Source organism: Nannocystis bainbridge (genome assembly GCF_028368995.1).
Classification (GTDB): Bacteria; Myxococcota_A; Polyangia; order Nannocystales; family Nannocystaceae; genus Nannocystis; species Nannocystis bainbridge.
In genome coordinates, this window is record NZ_JAQNDL010000001.1 from 2841558 (window position 1) to 2859826 (window position 18269).

Here is an 18269-nt window from a genome sequence, read left to right on the forward strand (position 1 = left end):
TCCCACGGGACACGCCATACCTCGGCAACCCGCTTGCAGGGCACGTCACACGCGGCACCGTCGTCATCGATGGACATGTCCCGAGCGACATGTCTCCCGAATCATCCCGCGCTCTCGCGCCTCGCCCCGGCTCCGGCTCCCCGCGCCTCACATTCCCCAGCGGACATGTCCTTGTAGACATGTCCCGCCGCCCCCGGAGCCCGCGATGAGCCGCGACCTCACCGGCTTCCTCGCCCGCCTGCTCAGCCCCCTCGCCTGGCGCGGCCCGACGCGCAGCGCTCGCAAGCTGTACGCCTTCGCCCTCGCCGAGCAGGGCAGCATGCTCGACCTCCGGCTCGCCGCCGCGCGCACTCCTTCGCCGGCGCGGGCGGCCGCCTACCTGCGCCACGCCGACGACGAGGCCCGGCACGCGCAGATGTTCGCCCGGCGGGCCGCCAGGCTCGCCGGTGAGGCCGCCCGGCCGTTCGTGCTCCCGCCGCTGCGGGCCGACTCCGAGCGGCTGTTCGAGCTGCTCGGCGAGCGCGAATTCCTCGCCTTCGTGCACGTCGGCGAGGAGCGGGCCCGGCGGCAGTTCGAGGCCTACGTCACATGGTTCAAGGGACAGGCGCGCGACCAGGACGCCGCCCTGTTCGAGACCATCCTCGGCGACGAGCGGCGCCACGGCCGTTACACCCGCGAGCTGCTGTTCGAGCTCGCCGGCGACCTCGAGGCCCGCCGGGCCCTGCGCCGCGTCGGCCGCTGGGAGCTCGGGCGTCGGTGGCTGCGCGCCGGCCGGTTCGTCGCCGAGCGCGTCTACCTCGTCCTCACCCTCGCCCTCTACGTGCTCGCCGCCCCGCTGGCCCTGCTCGTCCGCCTGGTCCGACCGATCCGCCCCGGCCTGCGCGCCGAGGGCTCCCGCATCCTGCCCGAGTGATCGCCTCATGGCCCGCGTCCTCGGCATCTCCGCCCACTACCACGACGCCGCGGCCGCGCTGGTGGTCGACGGCGAGGTCGTCGCGGCGATCCAGGAGGAGCGGCTGTCGCGGATCAAGAACGACCCCGGCCTGCCGCTCACCGCCGCCTTCGCGTGCCTGCAGCACGCCGGCCTCCAGCCCGCCGACCTCGACGCCGTCGCCTTTTACGAGGAGCCGTTCGCCAAGCTCGAGCGCGTGCTCGTCCACCTGCTGCGCCACCTCCCGCGGACCTGGCGGGCCTTCCCGCGCGCCCTCGCCGGCCAGCTCGGCAGCAAGATCTGGGTCCTCGATCACCTCTCCGAAGGGCTCGGCGTCCCTCGCGATCGCGTGGTCTGCTTCGACCACCACCGCAGCCACGCCGCCAGCGCCCTGCTCGTCTCGCCCTACGAGCACGCCGCCGTGCTCGTCGTCGACGGCGTCGGCGAGGCCCACGCCACCACGATCTGGGACGGCCGCGGCGGCGACCTGCGCCTGCTCGCCAGCGTGGATTTTCCCCACTCGCTCGGCCTCCTCTACGCCGGCCTCACTGCGTACCTCGGCTTCGCCGTCAACGAGGGCGAGTACAAGGTCATGGGCCTGGCCGCGTGGGGCCAGCCGCGCCTGCGCGAACCATTCGCCAAAATTGTCCGCCTCACCGGCGACGGCGCCTACGAGCTCGACCTGGCCTGCTTCGCCCACATGAGCGACGCCGACCTCGGCTTCGGCCCCGCGCTCGAGCGCCTGCTCGGCCCGCGGCGCCCGCCCGGTCGCCCGTGGGACTTCACCCGCGACGACGACCGTCACTACGCCGACGTCGCCGCCACCTTGCAGGCTGTCCTCGAGGACATCTTACTCGGGCTCGCCCGCAAGGCCCGGGCCCTCACCGGCGCCGACCACCTCTGCCTCGCCGGCGGCGTCGCCCTCAACGCCCTCGCCAACGCCCGCATCCAGGCCGAGGCCGGGTTCGCCCGCGTGTTCGTCCAGCCGGCCGCCGGCGACGCCGGCGGCGCGCTCGGGGCCGCCTTGCTGGCCGCCCGCGACCGCGGCGATCCGCGCCCTGGCCCGCTGCGCAGCGCCGCTCTCGGCCTGCCGATCGATGCCTCGCGGGCCCACGCCATCGCCCGCGAGCTCGGCCTGCCCGCCCGCCGCGTCGACGACCCCGCCGCCCACGCCGCCCGCCTCGTCGCCGCCGGCAAGATCGTCGCCCACGCCCGCGGCCGCTTCGAGTGGGGCCCGCGCGCCCTCGGCCAGCGCTCGCTGCTCGCCTGCCCGCGCGACCCCGCCACCCGCGAGCGCATGAACCGGCTGATCAAGGAGCGCGAGCCGTTCCGCCCGTTCGCCCCCGCCGTCCTGGCCGAAAAGACAGGTGATTTCTTCGCCGCCGAGCCCGACGACATGACCCCGTTCATGACCACCACCGCGCGCGTGCACGAGGCCGCGCGCGAGCGCCTCGGCGCCGTCACCCACCGCGACGGCACCGCCCGCCTGCAGACCGTCGCGGCCGAGCGCGCCCCCGAGCTGCACGCGGTGCTCACCGAGCTCGCCGCTCTCGGCCACGACCCCGTGGTCCTCAACACCTCCCTCAACGGCGCCGGCGAGCCGATCGTCGCCGGGGCCGAGGACGCGCTGGCGTTCTGGCTGCGCCACGGCGTCGACGCCCTGCTCGTCGACGACCTGCTGATCGAGAGGACCCCATGACCGCGCATGATCGCGGTGCTCGCGTCGCTCGTGAGCGAGAGGACCCCATGACCGCGCCCGTCGTGACCCGTCCGCCGCGCCCCGGCCTGCTGCGCCGCCTCGCCGCTCGCCTGCGCACCATCGGCGGCCTCATCCTCCATTTCCTCCACCCGGCGAGGTTCGTGCTCGCCCCGCTGCTGATCGTCCTGCTGCTCGCGGGCGTGCTGCTGTGGCTCACCGGCGGCCTCGCCTACGTGGCCCCGTTCGTCTACACGCTGTTCTGATCCTGGAAACCAGGACGCTCCCGCTTTCCGCTGGCGCAACTCACCGACTGACGCCAAGCCGTCAGACCAGGCGATAGATCGCGTGGCGCAGCGGGCGAATCAGCTGGATCATCGCCTCGTCGCCCTTCAGCAGCGCCGCCGCCGTCAGGCACGCCTCGGCCAGCACCACCTCGACCAGCTCGGGCGACAGCCCCAGCTGCTCACCGACCGCCCGCACCCGCGAGCGCTCGGCCGGCGACAGCCCGTCGAGGGCCGCCAGCAGCGTCCCGCCCGACAGCACGTAGAGCGCCAGCGAGCTGTGTGGCTGCACCACCTCGGCCACGTGCTCGGGCCGCACCTCCGACACGTCGAACGCCAGCAGGTGGCGCTGCGCCACCTCCGGCAGGCCGTGGCGGTCCATCAACCGCTTCAGCCCCGTGACCTCCGCGCCGCTGACCCCGTCGGCCGCCGCCATGTACTTCGACAGCAAGATCAGGTGCAGCTCGGTCTCGACGCTGATCTCCGCCCCCAGCCCGTGGACCGCGTGGTCGCGGACGCTGAGCTCGACGTTGCGGTACGTCTCGTCGTCGAGACCGTCGATTAGCTCCTGGACCGACGCCAGGATCGGGTTCGTCGCCGCGTTCACGCGGTCCGTTTATAACCCACGCGTTCGCCGGCCCGCATGGGGGTCGCGCCGCCGGTCGGGCGCGATCTCGTCCGCGCCGCGTTCCGCGGCGAGCTCGACCTCAGCGCTTGAGCCGGAACATCCCCGCCGGGGGCGCTGGCGCCGGTGCAGACGCGCCGTTCTTGCTGCCGAGAAAGGCCTGCGCCGACTTGTTGTCCGGATCGATCTTCAGCACCCGCTGATAGTAATCGGCCGCGCGGTCGTAGCGGGTCATCGCCTCGTTGACCTGGGCCAGCCCGAGCAGCGCCGTCAGGTTGCGTTCGTTCGTCGCCGCCATCAGCTGCTCGAAGTACACCTCGGACTGCGGGAAGTCGCCGATCGTCTTCAGCCCCTGCGCCAGGCAGCGCAGCGCCTCGACCTGGAACGGCTTCTCTGCCAGCACCGCTTGCAAGATCTTCGCGCCGGCCTCCGCGTCGCGCGCCCGCACCTGGAAGCAGCCCTCGTCGATGCGCTCCTCGATCGTCTTCTTCCGCTTCTGCCCGACGTTCGGGCTCTGCGGCGGCTTGTCGATCGGCTTGGCCGTGGTCGCGCCGGTCGCCTTGCCGGCCGTCCCGGATTCGTCGGGCAGATCGTGCTCCGGCCCGCCGGTCGTCGTGCCCGCGGTCGTGTCGCTCGCCTCCGCCCCGGCCGTCGCCTGCTCGGGCGGCTTGTCACCGGCGGGCGTGCTCGTCGCGTTCGTCACCGTCGCCAGCGGCGGCGCCGGATCTTTGGTCTCGAAGCGCGGATCGTCCTGCTTCGCCGGCTCGCGGTCCGGCACGTCGCGCTTGCCCTCGCTCTCGATCTCCGTCAGACCGCGCGCATCGTTGGCCCCGCGCTCGCCGTCCTGCGCCGCCTCGCGCAGGCTCGGCCCTGCCAGCTGCAGCACCAGCAAGATCAGCGCCGCGCTGGCGCACAGCCCCAGCAATGCATAGACCCCGCGGCCGGGCGCCGCCGCGATCGGCACCGACGGCGGCGTGACCTGCGACTGCGTCGAGGCTCGCTCGTGAGGCGAAGGGGCTCGTGCCTGCGCGAGCGTCTGCTCGTGCATCCGCGCGGCCCCCGTGGGCGCGTGCAGGATCCGTTCGGGCGCCTCGATCTCCGCGCCCGTCACCGTCAGCTCGTCCCTCGCCATCTCCGCCGCCGTCGCCTGCACCGCCGTCGCCGACAGCGCCGCCGTCGTCAGCGTCTCCTCGTTCGTGCGCGCGTCGTCGTCGTCGAGCTCCGCCTGCCACGCCCGCCTCGCCGCTTCTTTGCGCGCCGCCAGCTCCGCCCGCTCCGGCCGCTCCGGCCTCATGGCTTCGCTGCGCGCCTCGGGCTCGAGCTCGGCCTTCTCCACTCGCCCCGGCTTCATCGGCGCGGCCGCCATCGGTCCTGCGGCCACGGGCGGCGGGCTCGTCGAAGCCGCGATCTCGCGCGGTCGGGCCAGCGGCGCCGACTTCACCGGCGGCGGTGCGCCCTGGGCCCGCGCGGGCGTCACGGGTCCTGCCGCCGCCAGCGGCCCCGACTCCGGCAGCGGCAGCGTCGCGAACATCGCCGTCCACGTCGGCGCCATCTCCTGCTGCTTCGGCGGCGGAGCCGGCGACCGCTCCTCGCTGTCCGCCCACGCCGTCGCCAGCGCCTGCGTGAACTCGGCCGCCGACGTGAAGCGGCGCTCGATCTCCCACGCCACCCCCTTCTTGAGCACGTCCTTCAGCAGCCCCCCGCAGTGCAGGCGGTCGATGAAGCGGTCGGCGTCGCGGACCACCTCGAGCGGCAGCTCGGCCCCGTGCAGCCCGAACACCGCCGTCATCGCCAGCCCGTAGATGTCGGCGCGGTGGTCGGCGTCTTGCGGTCGGTTCAGCACCTCGGGCGCCGCGTAGATGAACGACCCCATCGGCCCGGTGCGGGTCGAGCCTGGCGAGTCCTGTTCACGGACCAGATCGAAGTCCGTCAGCTTGGCCGCGCCGACGTCGCCGAGCAGCACGTTCGACGGCTTCACGTCGCGGTGGACCAGCCCGCGCGCGTGCGCGTGGACCAGCGCCTGTCCGACCGCGACGATGCCCGCGACCACCTGGTCGTGCGTCAGCTTCCGGTCCAGCACCGCCTCGTGGAGCGTGCCGCCGGCCATGTACTCCATCACGAAGAAGTGGCGGCCCGCCTCCTCCCCGTACGGCTCGAGCACCTGCACGATCGCCGGGTGCTGCAGCTCCGACATCTTCCACGCCCCGCGGAAGAAGCGGTCGCGGCGGGTCTTGTCCTCCGCGAACTGCCCGTGCAGCACCTTCAGCGCCACCTCGCGCTGGTTCCTCTCGTCGCGCGCGTGCCACACCGTGGCGAACCCGCCCTGCCCGATCTGCGCGATCAGGCGGTAGCGGCCGCGGCCCAGCACGTCGCCCTCGCGCAGCTGCGCCCCCTCGCGAAACTCCCGCTTCAGCGCCGCGATCTCGATCTCGACCTCGGTCGTCGCGCCGCCCTCGTCGCTGAGCTGCTGGCGCTTCGTCAGCGCCACCTCGAGCTTGCGGCCGAGCGTCGCCTTCGCGCCCGCGACCTTGAGGTCGAGCGGCCCGCCGGTCCCGAACACGCGCGCGTACACCTCGTTGCGGAACGGGTCCATCCCGCGGCACAGGCCCGTCAGCTGCAGCTCCTGGCGGTCCGCCTCGCCGAGCTCCTCCCCGTCGACCAGCCGGCGAAACAGCATCGCCAGGCGGCTGTCCTGCGTGACCAGGCGGAAGATGTTGTAGAAGTGGATGTTGCGCGGGCTCTCGGCGACGATCGTCGCCACCACCGCGTCGACATCGCTGGCGTCGAGCTTCTTGGCCCCGCGGGCGGCGCGGCTCCACAGCGCCTCGAACACCAGCTGGCACAGGAACACCGAGCCCCCCGTCAGCTCGAACACCCGCCCCACCAGGTCGGGCCCCGCGAACGCGCCGGCGGTGGCCAGGTACGACGCCAGCTGGCTGACCTGGGCCGTCGAGAGGTCCTCGAGCGCGATCTCGATGGCGACGTTGAACGGCGACCAGCGCGGGTCGGAGATGAAGCGCGACGAGTGGGCCGCCCCGGCCAGCACGAACGTCAGCCGCAGCAGCGCCTCTTCGTGGGCGCGCAGGTTGAAGAAGGTCCGGATCTTGCTGAAGATCTGCTCGCGGCACTCGACGTGGAGGAGCACGTCGATCTCGTCGACGAAGATGATGAGGCGGCCGGGGTACGCGGTCAGCCAGGCCTTGAACACGTCGCGCGGTTCGCCCTTGCCGATCGGCGCCGGGTCGAAGTTGGCGCTGCGGGCCACCTCGTGCAGGAACTGGCGCCAGAAGTCGTCGTACGAGCGGACCACGAACGGCGACAGGTCGACCAGCGCGCAGCGAAACTCCGGCGCCGGCAGCGACGCCATCGTCCGCGCGATCAGGCTCGACTTGCCGCTCTGCCGCGGCGCCGCGAAGTACGGGTAGTACTGGTTGTCGCGGATCTGCTCGACCAGCTCGGCGTCGGCGCCGCGGCGGATGTACGCCTTGCCGGCGAACGCTCCCGCCGCCCGGTACGGGTTATCGACCGTCACCGGTAGCTCTCCTTCTTGCGCACCCGCGCCGCCAGGTCGGCGTCGCTCGCCCCCGCCGCCTCGTCCTTCCACAGGTTGAAGCACAGGCACTGCGCCGGCTTCGGCAGCATCCCCGTCCGCTCGCGGATCGCCGCCCGCTCGCGCAGGACCACCGCCTGCGAGCGCGGCGGCAGCAGGGCCAGCAGCCGGTCCAGCTCGGCCTCCGAGAACGGCCGCAGCTCGACCTCCGTCCAGTCGCCGAGGTTCGGGTTCGACAGCTCGAAGCTCGCCAGCACCTCGGCGATCGGGTCGCGCGTGGTCACCACCAGCCGCAGCGCCCCGCCCAGCTGGGTGACCACGCGGTACAGCGCCGGCACGAACCGCTGCGCCACCTCGGGCGTCAGCCCGCCGAACTCGTCGAGCGTCAGCAGCAGCGGGCGCTGGCCCGCCGCGGTCTGGATCTCGCGCCAGCCCTTGAAGCTCTGACCATAGGCGCGCCCGACCTCGGCGAAGAACTCGTCGAGGAACAGGTTCACGTCGTCGACCCGCATCATCTGCAGGTCGAGCAGGCACACCGCCGCGCCGGTCCCGGCCTGCCACGCGCGGTCGGCCCGCAGCAGCAGGCTCGACTTGCCGATCGAGAAGTCGCCGCGCACCACCACCACCTGCGCCCCGTCGGCCAGCGCCTCGGCCAGCGCCGCGTCGGCCGCCCGCGCCACGTACGAGCGCGCCGCCAGCCCCAGCATGCCGGCCTTCTGGAACGGATTGGTCCCGGGGGACATGCCCGATACGACATGGTCCGAAGGACCTGTCCTCACGGGCATGCCTGAAGCGACCTGTCCGTTTGCACCTGTCCCCGAGGACACGTCCGCGATGCCCGCGGGCGTGACCCCGGGCGCGCACGCGGCCTCGGCGTGGGTCCCGAGCAGGGCGGCGATCGACCCGGCCGTGTGCGACGACGAGGCGTCCGGCTCGACCGGCAGCACGATCGGCCGCAGCCCGCTCTCGCCGGCGAAGAACGGCCCGCTCTCGCCCGCCCGCGCCCCGCTGTCACCGGCCGCCCGCGCCCCGCTCACCCCCGCCCGCGCCCCGCTGTCGCCCGCCGGGTGCGCCCCGCTCACCCCCGCCCGCGCCCCGCTGTCGCCCGCCGCCCGCGCCCCGCTGTCCGTCGACTCCGCCAATCGCTCGGCCAGCCGCGGCAGGAACGCGTGAGCATCGATCCCCTTGTAGAGCACCACCCGGCCGAGCTCGATCCCCGGGCGCAGCGCCTCGAGCAGGCGGCTCGACCCGCGCACGATCGCTGCCTCGTCCTCCGGATAGAACGCCCACGCGATCTTGATCGGCGCCAGCCCGCCGCGGATCGTCGCAATCAGCGAGCGCGTGAACACGTCGTCCCAGCCGCTGTAGCCGAGCACCACCAGCGTGCGCGCGCTGATCAGGTGGGCCAGCGACGCCGACAGCTTGGGCCGGTCCTGCCCCAGCTGCGCCGGCGTGTGCAGCGTGTCGGTGCGAAACCAGTCGCCGTGGAAATGGACCACCAGGCAGCCCTGGCCGTCGACGCCCGACAGGCTGCCGTCGCCGTGCAGCGCCGTCATGTACGCGCGCCCGCCGGCCCGGCGCACGCTGATCGACACCAGCGGGTCGAAGTTCGAGGTCAGCACCAGCGGCCGGGTCGCAGCCGGCGCGCGCGCCAGCACCTGCCCGAGCGCGTCCGCGGCCGGCGGCAGGTGCCAGCCCTCGACATCGTCCTCGAGCGCGCGGCACACCTCGTGGTCGTCGACCACCCGCGGCGGCGCCGGGAACCGCGGCGAGGGCCGCCGCGCCAGCAGCACCGCCTGCCGGATCACCGCGTTCGCCACGTCCTGATCGCGCGTGCGCAGCAGGTGGCGAAACGCCGCCTGGTAGCGGTTGTGGGGCTCCTTCTCGAGCGCCGCCTCGAACCGCTGCAGCTCGCTCGGCCGCTGATACTCGCCGCGGATCAGCGCGATCACCCCGTCGACCCGCGGCACCCCCGGCTCGCCCGCGCGGACCGGGGCCGTGATCGCCGAGCCCACCAGGTACACCAGCTCGTGCGGCCGCGCCGAGAGCCGGTCCAGCAGGTCCTCGTCGCTCGCGAACTCGGGCGCCATCTGGCCGGCGAAGGGATCGGCGGGCATCGTGTCACCCGAGAATACCCCACGCCGGGCCACCGCCCCCGCATGACGGAGGCGACAGCGAGGGCCGCGGCCGGGTGCAGCAACCCGGCCGCGCCGCTTTCCCGTGCGATTCCGCCCCGCTCGCCCGAGGCCGCCGCCAGGCCCGCCGCGCCCTCCCGGCCGCCCGGGCGGCCCGCGCTTCCCCCGTCGCTGCCTCGCCCACCTCGCCGCTCGAGTCCGGCGAGGCCCCGCGATCTCGCCGCGAACGGGCACGACCTCCGACCGCAGCCACCGGCGTGAGGCCGCGAGCCGCCGCGCCCGCCCCGCGCCTCTCGCCTGTCTATTCATACATGTCCAAAAGGCCATGACAATCCCTCACGCCACCTCGCCAACCTGTCCCCAAGGCCATGACACTCGCTCCCCGCGCTACGACATTCGCTCATGGCCCCTGACCGAAAGACATGGCCCGAGAGTCATGTCGACCGCGACGCCGAAGCGCGCCCCCGGAGCGGGCGCGCGCCCCCCGGCGATCGGGCTTCCCCCGCGCGAACGCCTCTGCGACGATACCCCCTTCGGAGGTTCAATTTTTAAAGATGGTCCACGTATTCGGATTTTCGCGTCGTCCCTCGCTCGCCCTCGCCTCGCTCGTGAGCGCGACGCTGACGGCCTGCCCCGCCGAGCCGGGCGACACCACCGCCAGCGACACCGGCACCGCCAGCGACACCGGCACCGGCGACACCCTCGAGCCGACCTCCACCGGAAGCTCGACCGAAGCGCCGACCACCGGGACCACGACCACCGACGGCACCAGCACCACCGGTGAGCCCGACCCGACCCGCATCGAGCAGATCCTCGCCGCGCTCGACCTGGCCATGTACGCCTGCCCCGAGCGCGTGTGGCCGGACGTGCAGGCCAGCTACCGCGCCAGCCAGGTGCTGCTGGCGTCGGTCGAGGAAAACCGCGCCTGGCTATGGAACGACCAGCTCGGCGAGGGCACCCCGCCGAACGTGACCGAGGGCCCGCTCGACAGCTTGCCGCCGGAGTGGTCGTCGACCTTCAACGTCGGCACCCTGCAGGGCGCGCCGACGCTGGGGATCTCCCTCGACATCACGGCCGCGCACAACGCCACGCTCGAGCAGGCGGGGATCGAGGTCTGGCCCGACTGGGCGATCCTGCTGAGCTTCCACGAGGGCTTTCATTTCCTCAGCGCGCAGAGCGACTGGAACGTCGGCAACGGCAGCCGCACCGCCCCGTACCCCGAGCCGTGGCAGCCGCGCTACCTGCGGGCCGCGCTGCTGCACGCGCTGCTCGCCGCCGTGCAGGGCGACGCCGACGCGCTCGCGGCCGCGGCCCACTGGCAAGCGCTGCTGCAGGCCGATTTCGCCGCGGAGCTGGCCGCGGGCCGCCGCTACGAGTGCACCGAGGGCAGCGCCGAGTACGCCTCGTTGATGATGAGCGCGCTGGTCGAGCTCGGCTGCGACGCGACGGACGCCGACCTGCTCGAGCTCGCCCGCTCGCGCGCCGACGACGGGCTGTTCCTCGGCATCGAGCAGTACGATCCGGGCCGCGAGTTCTACGACCTCGGCGTGCTCGCGGGGCTGCTGCTGCGCGGCCAGCAGGCGCCCGGATGGGAGCTCGAGGTCGAGGACGGCACGCCCCCGGTCCAGCTCGCGCTCGCCGGCGTGGCCCCGGCCCCGCAGCCCGACGACCCCGCGCTGCAGGCCAGCGTGCAGGCGGTGGTGGCGGCCCGCAACGAGCAGCTCGGCGCGGAGATCGAGCCGATGCTCGAGCACATGCAGAGCCCCGAGTACACCCGGATCCCCGTGTCCTTCAACTGGATCGCCGGCTCCTTCCGGGTCGGCGGCTTCTACTACCTGGCCGACGACCCCGCCGAACCGGAGGTGCTGCTGACGTTCTCGGCCGAGCTCGATCCACCCTCGGGCGTGGCGATCTCGGTGTCCCAGATGACCGCCCTCACCGGCGTGTCGACCCCGTGCGCGCTGGCGGCCGGCAACGCGATCGTGCTGACGATCCCGACCGCCGACCTCCAGGTCGCCGCCGACAAGGCGACCGCCGCGACCGCGAAGCTGACGTTCGCCGGCCTCGAGGTCGAAGCCACCACCGACCTCGAGGGCCTGCCGTGGCTGTGCCCGACCGACGCCGGCGGGGCCGGCTACGCCCCCGCCGAGCCCAATCCCGTGCTCGACGAGCTGCGCGCGCAGGCCCACGCCCCCGGCCACCCGCTGCGCCCGCTGCTCGGCCGCTGAGCCCGAAGGCACGGCTCCGCCAGCGAATCGCAGGACATGTCCCCGAGGACATATCCTTCGATTCGCCCGGATCCCCGTCCTCTGTTTCACGCAGGTTCGGGCAGATCGAGCTGCTCCTGTCGGGCCCAGCGGGCGATGATCTGCAGCGGCAGCCCCGCGGCCCTGCAGTTGGCGAACCCGCGGATCTGCACGATGCGCCGCGTCTGTGGTTCGACCTCGATCGTGAACCGCGACTGGGGCGCTCCGTCGCGGCCGGCGCTGCGCAGCGACCAGATGCTCGAGATCCCGCGGACGCAGCGTCGCACGTAGGTCCCCACGCAGTGGCGCAGCGCCCGGCCCTCGGCGCGCAGCACGTCGCTCGAGAGCAGCTCGCCGATCTCCCACTGCAGCACCTTCGGATCGCCGGTGTCGTCCGCGAGCACCAGCCCCGCCCAGCCCGCGGCTCCCCACGTCCGAAACGCCCGGGACCCCGCCGTTTGCTCGCGCAGGCGCGCCAGCGCCTGCTCGCGCCGCCAGCCGCAGACCTGCATCCACATCGTATTGGCCGAATTGCCCGAGAACCGCGGCACCGCGGAGCCCTCGCCTTCACCGATGTACGTCGCCCGCAGGTACTGCACGATCGGCCCCACCTGCTGCACCGCGAGCTCGTCCCAGCGGCGGATCATCCACTGCAGCGCCTCGCGCCAGAATGCGCCGTGGCGCAGATCGGTCGCCAGCTCCGTCTGCAACACCGCCGCCACCAGCTCGGGCTCGGCCTCCAGCGCCAGCAGCTCGGCCCGGCGGATCGCCGCGCGCACCGGCAGGTCCGCAGGTGATTTCAGCAAGATCCGCTCCATCTTGCGCGTCAGCTGCAGCGGCAGCCCCGTCAGCTTGCGGAACGCCCGCCCGCCCGCGTGTTCGATGAACCACCCGCGCTCCTCGTCGCGGTCCGGCGAATCGTCGCCGAACCACGCCGAGGCCATCATGCGCGGCACCGGGTAGCGTCCCAGCAAGTGCTGCGCCAGCGAGTGAATCAACGCCTTCGGGTGGCCGCGGCCGCCCTGCCAGGTCTCGACCGGCGCCCCGTGCCATTCATGGAAGCGGGCCAGGTTGACGATCGCCTGCACCGCCGCGGCCCCGCCGTCCAGCAGGTTCGAGACCTCGCTCGCCACCCACAGCACCCGCGCGAACACCTGTTGCGCCGCCAGATCGGCGCGCAGCGCCGCGAAACCATGACTCACCGCATGATCGACCGCCCGTCGCGCGTGGCGACGGAAACAAATCCTATTGGACACACGACTCTCCCTGCGCGCGGCCATCACCGCGCGCCGTACGAACCGACGATTCGACGCATCGTGTGCAGGCGTACCGATTCGGGCGTCGATGCTGCGCCGGCCATTCAAGGCGCGCGCAGCCGACCCAATCGTCGCCGATCGCCGCAAAAGCGGCGCTCACGACCCGTCGAGGACCCTTCGTAGGACCGGCGCCGCGCCCCCTGAACGAGGTCGAGCGCGATCAGCCGGTCTCAGGAGAACCGAACGAACATCCCGGGAGAATGCATGCACCCCCCACCCCTGTCAAGCATCCTTCGCCGATGGGCGCCCCCGCTCACCGCATCCGCATCCGTCGACCGCCCGTCCACGCCACATGTTCCAAAGGACATATTGCTGATTCTCGCCATGAGCGTCACGGCTCCTCGCCGCGATCGACCCCCGAGCGATGCGCATCGTCTTCACCAGGCGTCGCCCGTGCGACCCACCCCGCCCACAGGCACCCGCACGATCGCCGCACCAGGATGCGCCGATCTGCGAACTGCGACGTGCCGCCCCTGCGCCGCTGATGCTACGTTCGCCGCGATGCCTCGCCTCGCCCTCGCGACCCTCGCCCTCCTCCTCGTCGCTTGCGGCGACGACCCAGCGACCTCGACCGGCGACACCAGCGGCCCCGGCCCCTCGAGCGGCGCGCTGACGACGGGCACCGGCGGCGACGACCCCACCGGCACCACCACCGGCACGAGCAGCGACCCCGTCACCACCACCACCGGCACCATCACCACCGAGCCCGGCACCACCACCGGACCGGCCACCACCGACGCTCCCGTCACCGGCACCACCACCGATCCGGGCACCACGGGGCCGGACCTCGAGACCGACGGCACCACCGCCACCACCGAGCCCCTGCCCGACCCGATCTGCACCGACCCGCCCGCCTGCGCCGCCGTCGCCCCCGCCGCCACCGAGCATCACCTCGGTCTGCTCGACGGCTGCGCCTTTGCCCTCGCCCCGAACGACTTCGCGGCCGGCATCGCCCGCGCCGACGCCCTGCTCGCGCGCACCGGCACGGCCGTCGACATCGAAGCCGTCCTCGGTCAGCTCAACCGCACCGGCGTCCCCGGCCTCTCCGCCTACCAGGCCGACCGCATGAAGAACCACGACTACGTCGGCTTCCGCTGGGACGCGGGCGACGGCGCCGTCGACTACTGGTACCCGCAGGGCATCACCGGCTCGAGCGACGCCCGGGCCGATCACGAGATCGCCGGCAAGCGGCTCCTGTTGGTGTCCTGGTACCACAAGATCGAGCTCGGCCCGAACGACCCGCCGGCCAAGGGCGTGCGCCTCAGCCTGGTCGACATCACCGACCTCGACGCCATCCGCTACCGCCACCTGCTGCTCGTCACGCCGACCGGCGACGGCCCCGACGTCAATTTCGTCGCCGCCAACACCAAGAGCGGCGACGCCCTGCACGCCGGCGGGATCGCCTGGGTCGGCGACCGCCTCTACGTCGCCGAGACCTCGGCCGGCTTCCGCGTCTACGACATGTCGCGGATCTTCGAGGCCACCGCCACCGACGACGACGCGGCGATCGGGATCGCCGGCGGCGAGGTCAACGCTCACAGCTATCGCTACGCGGTGCCCGAGATCGGTCGCTACGCCCTCACCGCCGACTCGTGCAAGTTCCGCTTCTCCTCGGTCGCGCTCGACCGCAGCGCCGACCCGCCGGTGCTCGTCACCGCCGAGTACCAGACCGACCTGACCGGCCGCCTCGCCCGCTGGCCGATCGACCTCGCCAGCGCCGCGCTGGTCGAGAGCGGCGGCCATGTGTTCGCCCACGACGCCGCCATCACCGGCCAGTCCCGCACCCAGGGCGCCGTCACCTACGAGGGTGTCTATTACATGTCGTGCTCGAGCCAGGCCCAGCAGTGGGGCCGGCTCTACCGCAACCTCCCCGACTCGACCAGCGAGATCACCGCCTGGCCCGACGGCCCCGAAGACCTCTACGTCGAGCGCGACCTCGAGCTGATCTGGACCGCCGCCGAGCACCCGAACAAGCGCGTCACCCTCGGCATCCCCATGCAAGGTTACTGATGGGACATGTTATCCAGGACATGCCGCAAAGGGCATGTCCCCGCGGGCATGCTCCTCGGGACATGTCCTGAACGCCGCCCGGCGCCGTCACCCTGGCGCTCGGCCTCCCAGCCGCCTCGCTTCGGCCCGCGACGGCCCTTGCTTCGCAGATGCGCACCTGTCCCTTCGGACAGACGCATCCTGCACACTGCAGCCTCAGTTCGCCTGGGCGCCATCGAGCATGTCGGCGACGATCGCGTCGGCCGCGGCGGCCGGGTCGGGCGCGCCGAGGATCGGCCGGCCGACCACCAGGTACGCCGCCCCGTCGGCGATCGCCTGCCCTGGCGTCATCACGCGCTTCTGGTCGCCGACCTCGGCCCCGGCAGGGCGGATGCCCGGCACCACGCAGGCGATGCCCGGGGCCGCCGCGCGCACGCCGGCCAGCTCTTGCCCGCTGCACACCACCCCGGCGCACCCGGCCGCGCGGGCGATCGCCGCCCGCATCGCCACCAGCTCCGCCGGCGCGCGCGTGTGCCCGGCCTCGGCGCAGGCGGCCGCGTCCTGGCTGGTCAGCACCGTCACCGCCAGCACCCCGAGCTCCGGCCCCGCCTCGGCGACGCACGCCTTGAGGTGGGCCAGCCCCGAGCCGGCGTGCACCGTGATGAAGCGGCAGCCCAGCGAGCGCGCCGAGCGGATCGCCCCGCACATCGTATTGGGGATGTCGTGAAGCTTGAGGTCGAGGAAGATCTCGAGCTCGGGCACCTCGCCGCGGAGCCGGCGCACCACGTCCGGGCCCTCGGCCACGAACAGCTCGAGCCCGACCTTCAGCATCCCGACGTGACCCTGCAGCGTCTGCGCCGCGGCCACCGCGGCCCGCGCGTCGGGCACGTCGAGCGCGACGATCAGGCGGCGGCGCAGTTCGGACTCGGAGGCGACGGGCAGCGGCATGGGCGGCGATCTAGCAAGCGCGCCGCAGGTGTTGCAAGCTCGCCGGCGTGCGTGAAGATCCGCATCGCGTCCTGTTCGACCTCCTCGAGGACGGCGTCCGCGCCGGCCTCTACCCGGGGTGCGTCGCCCTCGTCTGGCGCGACGGCGCCGAGATCTACCACGAGGCCCACGGCGACCTCGGGAGCCACGAGGGCGCCCCGGGCTACCTGCGCGCGGTCAGCCGCGACACCGTCTACGACCTCGCCTCGCTGACCAAGGTCCTGGCCACCACCAGCCTCGCCGCCCTGGCCGTCGCCGAGGGCCGGGTCGAACTCACGACGCCCGTCCCCGCCGAGTGGGATCGCGCCTGCCCGGGCGCCACGCTGGCCCACCTCCTGTCCCATAGTTCAGGTCTGCCCGCGCACCGCGAGTTCTTCGTCGACCTCAAGCCCGGCCGCCCCGAGCGGGTCCTCGACCGCATCGCCGCGACCGCGCCCGAGTACCCGCTCGGCACCAAGGCCGTCTACAGCGACCTCGGCTTTATGATCCTCGGCGCCTGGCTCGAGCGCCTGTTCGGCCAGGCCCTCGACCGCCTGTTCGACGACAAGATCGCCTGGCCGCTCGACCTCCACCGCGGCGACGTCCCGCGCATCGGCTTCCACCGCCTGCTCGGCGCCCGCGGCCCGTCGTCGGCCCAGCAGCACCGCGTCGCCCCGACCGAGGTCTACGACCCCGCGCTGCACCCCGACGGCGTGCCCAGCTGGTTCGCCTGCCGCGCCCCGGTCCGCTGCGCCCACTACGAGGTCCACGACGACAACGCCTTCGTCATGAGCGGCGTCGCCGGCCACGCCGGCCTGTTCGGCGAGGCCGCGGCGGTGCTCGAGCTCGCCCGCGCCTGGCTCGACTGCACCCTGCCCGGCCTCGACGCTCGCACGCGAGATGTCTTTTGGACCCTGTCCCAAGTACCAGGTTCGACGCGACGGCTCGGCTGGGACAGCCCGACCCCCGACGGCAGCGGCACCGCCGCCGACGTGCTCTCGCCCCACGCCGCCGGCCACACCGGCTTCACGGGCACGACCCTGTGGATCGACCCGAGCCCGCCGGACGGCCGCGGCCCGCTGATTGCGATCTTGCTGACGAACCGGGTCCACCCGACGCGCAACGGCCCGCCGATCTTGCAGCTCCGCCAGCAGTTCCACCGCGCCGCCGTGCGCCTGTGAGCGCGAGTCACCCGCCGCAAACGGCCCGCCGAACGCGGCCGCGCAGACCCCACGAGCGGCCCGCCGTCCCCTCTTCACCCCAGCCCGCGGGCGTGCGATCCTCCGCGCCACGATGCCCGTCCGCCGCGCCGTCCCGTTCGCCCTCGCCCTCTTCATCACCACCGCCTGCGGCGGCGAGGCCAAGAAGGCCGAGCCCGAGGTCAAGGCCGCGGAGCCGGCCAAGCCCGCCGAGGACGACGCGATCGCCAAGCGTCGGGCCGAGCGCGAGGCCAAGGCCAAGGCCGAGAAGGACGCCGAGGACGCGCGCGTCGCCGCCGTCGCTGCCCTGGCGACCCTCCCGCCCAAGCTGCCGAAGGACATCAAGAAGGCCTGCGACGCCGTCGCCGACGCCCAGCTCAAGTTCTTCGAGCGCATGTACGAGGGCGCCGAGCTCGACAAGCTCAAGGCCGCCCAGGGCACCCAGCGGCCGATGACCGTCAGCGGCTGCACCGGCCTCGGCAGCCTCGAGGCCGCCGCCTGCCAGGTCGCCGCCCTCGACGCCGCCACCGACAAGACCCTCAAGGCGTCGATCTCCGACATCATGCGGGTCTGCATCGAGAAGTACGCCAAGCCGGCCGGCTGATCGCCTGTCCCTTCGCACCTGTCGCAAGGGACATGTCCCTCGGGCCCGCTCAGCCCGAGGACCACGAGCGCGCGCCGCCGCGTCGCTCGTGGCGACATCGCGCCCCTTCTGCGGTCGTCGCCCGCCCCGGCACGACGCGCGACTCGACCGCCCGGACCGACGCGCACACGCTGCCCGGCCCCGAAGAGCACCGCGCCTCCGCCGGGTCATGTCCCGCGCACACGGCCCCGGAGCCCACGCGACCCCTGTCGCCCCGACCCGCGCGCCTGCGCCCGCGCGCGGCCCCTCGCTGGATGCTACGCTCCCGGCCATGCACGACCTGCGCGACGTCGGCGGCACCCCCGGAGGTCTCCCCGTCTTCCTGCTCGGCCTCGGCATGGTGGGCGCCGGCGCCTACTTGCTGCTCAACCAGGTCATGGTCCACAGCGGCTACTGGGGCTTCTGGGGCGACAACACCTTCGGCCTGACCCTCCTGCCGCTGCTGTTCGGGATCGGCTTTTTGTTTTACAGCGCGCGCTCGTTCTTCGGCTGGGCGCTCACGGGCCTCGGCGCGGTCTTCATCTTCGTCGGCATCATCGCCAACCTCGAGATCCATTTCCGCCCGACCACCCTGTGGAACACCCTCGTCATCCTCACCCTGCTGGTGGGTGGCCTCGGCCTCGTGTTCCGGTCCCTGCGGCCGATGCGGGCCCGCCCTCGCGGCCGCGCGCATTGACAGGGCGGGCGGC

13 protein-coding genes are annotated in these 18269 nt (G+C 73.1%); 8 read left to right on the plus strand and 5 right to left on the minus strand.

Going from position 1 to position 18269, the window contains the following annotated elements; translation table 11 throughout:
• The first annotated feature begins 205 nt into the window (after window positions 1-205).
• From POL25_RS11055 to POL25_RS11065, 3 genes are read left to right on the plus strand one after another with little or no spacing between them, the layout of a single operon-like run.
• Window positions 206-913, plus strand: coding sequence for a ferritin-like domain-containing protein (locus POL25_RS11055; protein WP_272085921.1), 708 nt, complete (start codon window positions 206-208; stop codon window positions 911-913).
• Window positions 914-920: 7 nt separating this feature from the next.
• The gene (locus POL25_RS11060) at window positions 921-2630 is read left to right on the plus strand and encodes a carbamoyltransferase family protein (protein ID WP_272085922.1); all 1710 of its coding nucleotides are present in this window, start codon (window positions 921-923) and stop codon (window positions 2628-2630) included.
• Window positions 2631-2677: 47 nt separating this feature from the next.
• Window positions 2678-2893 (plus strand): DUF5989 family protein, encoded by a 216-nt coding sequence (locus POL25_RS11065; protein WP_272085923.1) that lies wholly within the window; start codon window positions 2678-2680, stop codon window positions 2891-2893.
• A 61-nt stretch (window positions 2894-2954) separates the two neighbouring features.
• On the opposite strand, the gene POL25_RS11070 is transcribed toward POL25_RS11065, so the two are convergent.
• From POL25_RS11070 to POL25_RS11080, 3 genes are all read right to left on the minus strand, one after another.
• Window positions 2955-3518, minus strand: coding sequence for a hypothetical protein (locus tag POL25_RS11070; RefSeq protein WP_272085924.1), 564 nt, complete (start codon window positions 3516-3518; stop codon window positions 2955-2957).
• Between the two features lie 100 nt (window positions 3519-3618).
• Window positions 3619-7068, minus strand: a complete 3450-nt coding sequence (locus POL25_RS11075; RefSeq protein ID WP_272085925.1) for a protein kinase domain-containing protein — start codon at window positions 7066-7068, stop codon at window positions 3619-3621.
• A complete protein-coding gene (locus POL25_RS11080) occupies window positions 7065-9203 on the minus strand; it encodes an SIR2 family protein (RefSeq protein ID WP_272085926.1) in 2139 nt (712 codons plus the stop codon). The genes POL25_RS11075 and POL25_RS11080 overlap by 4 nt, the downstream gene beginning before the upstream one ends.
• 626 nt (window positions 9204-9829) lie before the next feature.
• Between POL25_RS11080 and POL25_RS11085 the strand changes: the two genes are divergently transcribed.
• The gene (locus POL25_RS11085) at window positions 9830-11449 is read left to right on the plus strand and encodes a hypothetical protein (protein WP_272085927.1); all 1620 of its coding nucleotides are present in this window, start codon (window positions 9830-9832) and stop codon (window positions 11447-11449) included.
• Between the two features lie 86 nt (window positions 11450-11535).
• Here the strand turns inward: POL25_RS11085 and POL25_RS44240 are convergent, their stop codons facing one another.
• Complete coding sequence (locus POL25_RS44240; protein ID WP_272085928.1) at window positions 11536-12669, minus strand: PcfJ domain-containing protein; 1134 nt, start codon at window positions 12667-12669, stop codon at window positions 11536-11538.
• Between the two features lie 615 nt (window positions 12670-13284).
• Between POL25_RS44240 and POL25_RS11095 the strand changes: the two genes are divergently transcribed.
• The gene (locus POL25_RS11095) at window positions 13285-14793 is read left to right on the plus strand and encodes a hypothetical protein (protein ID WP_272085929.1); all 1509 of its coding nucleotides are present in this window, start codon (window positions 13285-13287) and stop codon (window positions 14791-14793) included.
• A 195-nt stretch (window positions 14794-14988) separates the two neighbouring features.
• Here the strand turns inward: POL25_RS11095 and pyrF are convergent, their stop codons facing one another.
• Complete coding sequence (gene pyrF, locus POL25_RS11100; protein ID WP_272085930.1) at window positions 14989-15720, minus strand: orotidine-5'-phosphate decarboxylase; 732 nt, start codon at window positions 15718-15720, stop codon at window positions 14989-14991.
• Between the two features lie 47 nt (window positions 15721-15767).
• Between pyrF and POL25_RS11105 the strand changes: the two genes are divergently transcribed.
• The 3 genes from POL25_RS11105 (at window position 15768) to POL25_RS11115 (ending at window position 18256) form a co-directional block, all read left to right on the plus strand.
• Window positions 15768-16919, plus strand: coding sequence for a serine hydrolase domain-containing protein (locus tag POL25_RS11105; RefSeq protein WP_272085931.1), 1152 nt, complete (start codon window positions 15768-15770; stop codon window positions 16917-16919).
• A gap of 112 nt (window positions 16920-17031) precedes the next feature.
• The gene (locus POL25_RS11110; RefSeq protein ID WP_272085932.1) at window positions 17032-17541 is read left to right on the plus strand and encodes a hypothetical protein; all 510 of its coding nucleotides are present in this window, start codon (window positions 17032-17034) and stop codon (window positions 17539-17541) included.
• A gap of 310 nt (window positions 17542-17851) precedes the next feature.
• Window positions 17852-18256, plus strand: a complete 405-nt coding sequence (locus tag POL25_RS11115; RefSeq protein WP_272085933.1) for a hypothetical protein — start codon at window positions 17852-17854, stop codon at window positions 18254-18256.
• Window positions 18257-18269 lie beyond the last annotated feature (13 nt).

Excerpts from the sequence above, each read along its gene's own strand:
- POL25_RS11055 (WP_272085921.1), top strand. The coding sequence starts at position 206 with ATGAGCCGCGACCTCACCGGCTTCCTCGCCCGCCTGCTCAGCCCCCTC.
- POL25_RS11115 (WP_272085933.1), top strand. The coding sequence starts at position 17,852 with ATGCACGACCTGCGCGACGTCGGCGGCACCCCCGGAGGTCTCCCCGTC.
- POL25_RS11065 (WP_272085923.1), top strand. The coding sequence starts at position 2,678 with ATGACCGCGCCCGTCGTGACCCGTCCGCCGCGCCCCGGCCTGCTGCGC.
- POL25_RS11080 (WP_272085926.1), bottom strand. The coding sequence starts at position 9,203 with ATGCCCGCCGATCCCTTCGCCGGCCAGATGGCGCCCGAGTTCGCGAGC.
- POL25_RS11095 (WP_272085929.1), top strand. The coding sequence starts at position 13,285 with ATGCCTCGCCTCGCCCTCGCGACCCTCGCCCTCCTCCTCGTCGCTTGC.
- POL25_RS11110 (WP_272085932.1), top strand. The coding sequence starts at position 17,032 with ATGCCCGTCCGCCGCGCCGTCCCGTTCGCCCTCGCCCTCTTCATCACC.
- pyrF (WP_272085930.1), bottom strand. The coding sequence starts at position 15,720 with ATGCCGCTGCCCGTCGCCTCCGAGTCCGAACTGCGCCGCCGCCTGATC.
- POL25_RS11060 (WP_272085922.1), top strand. The coding sequence starts at position 921 with ATGGCCCGCGTCCTCGGCATCTCCGCCCACTACCACGACGCCGCGGCC.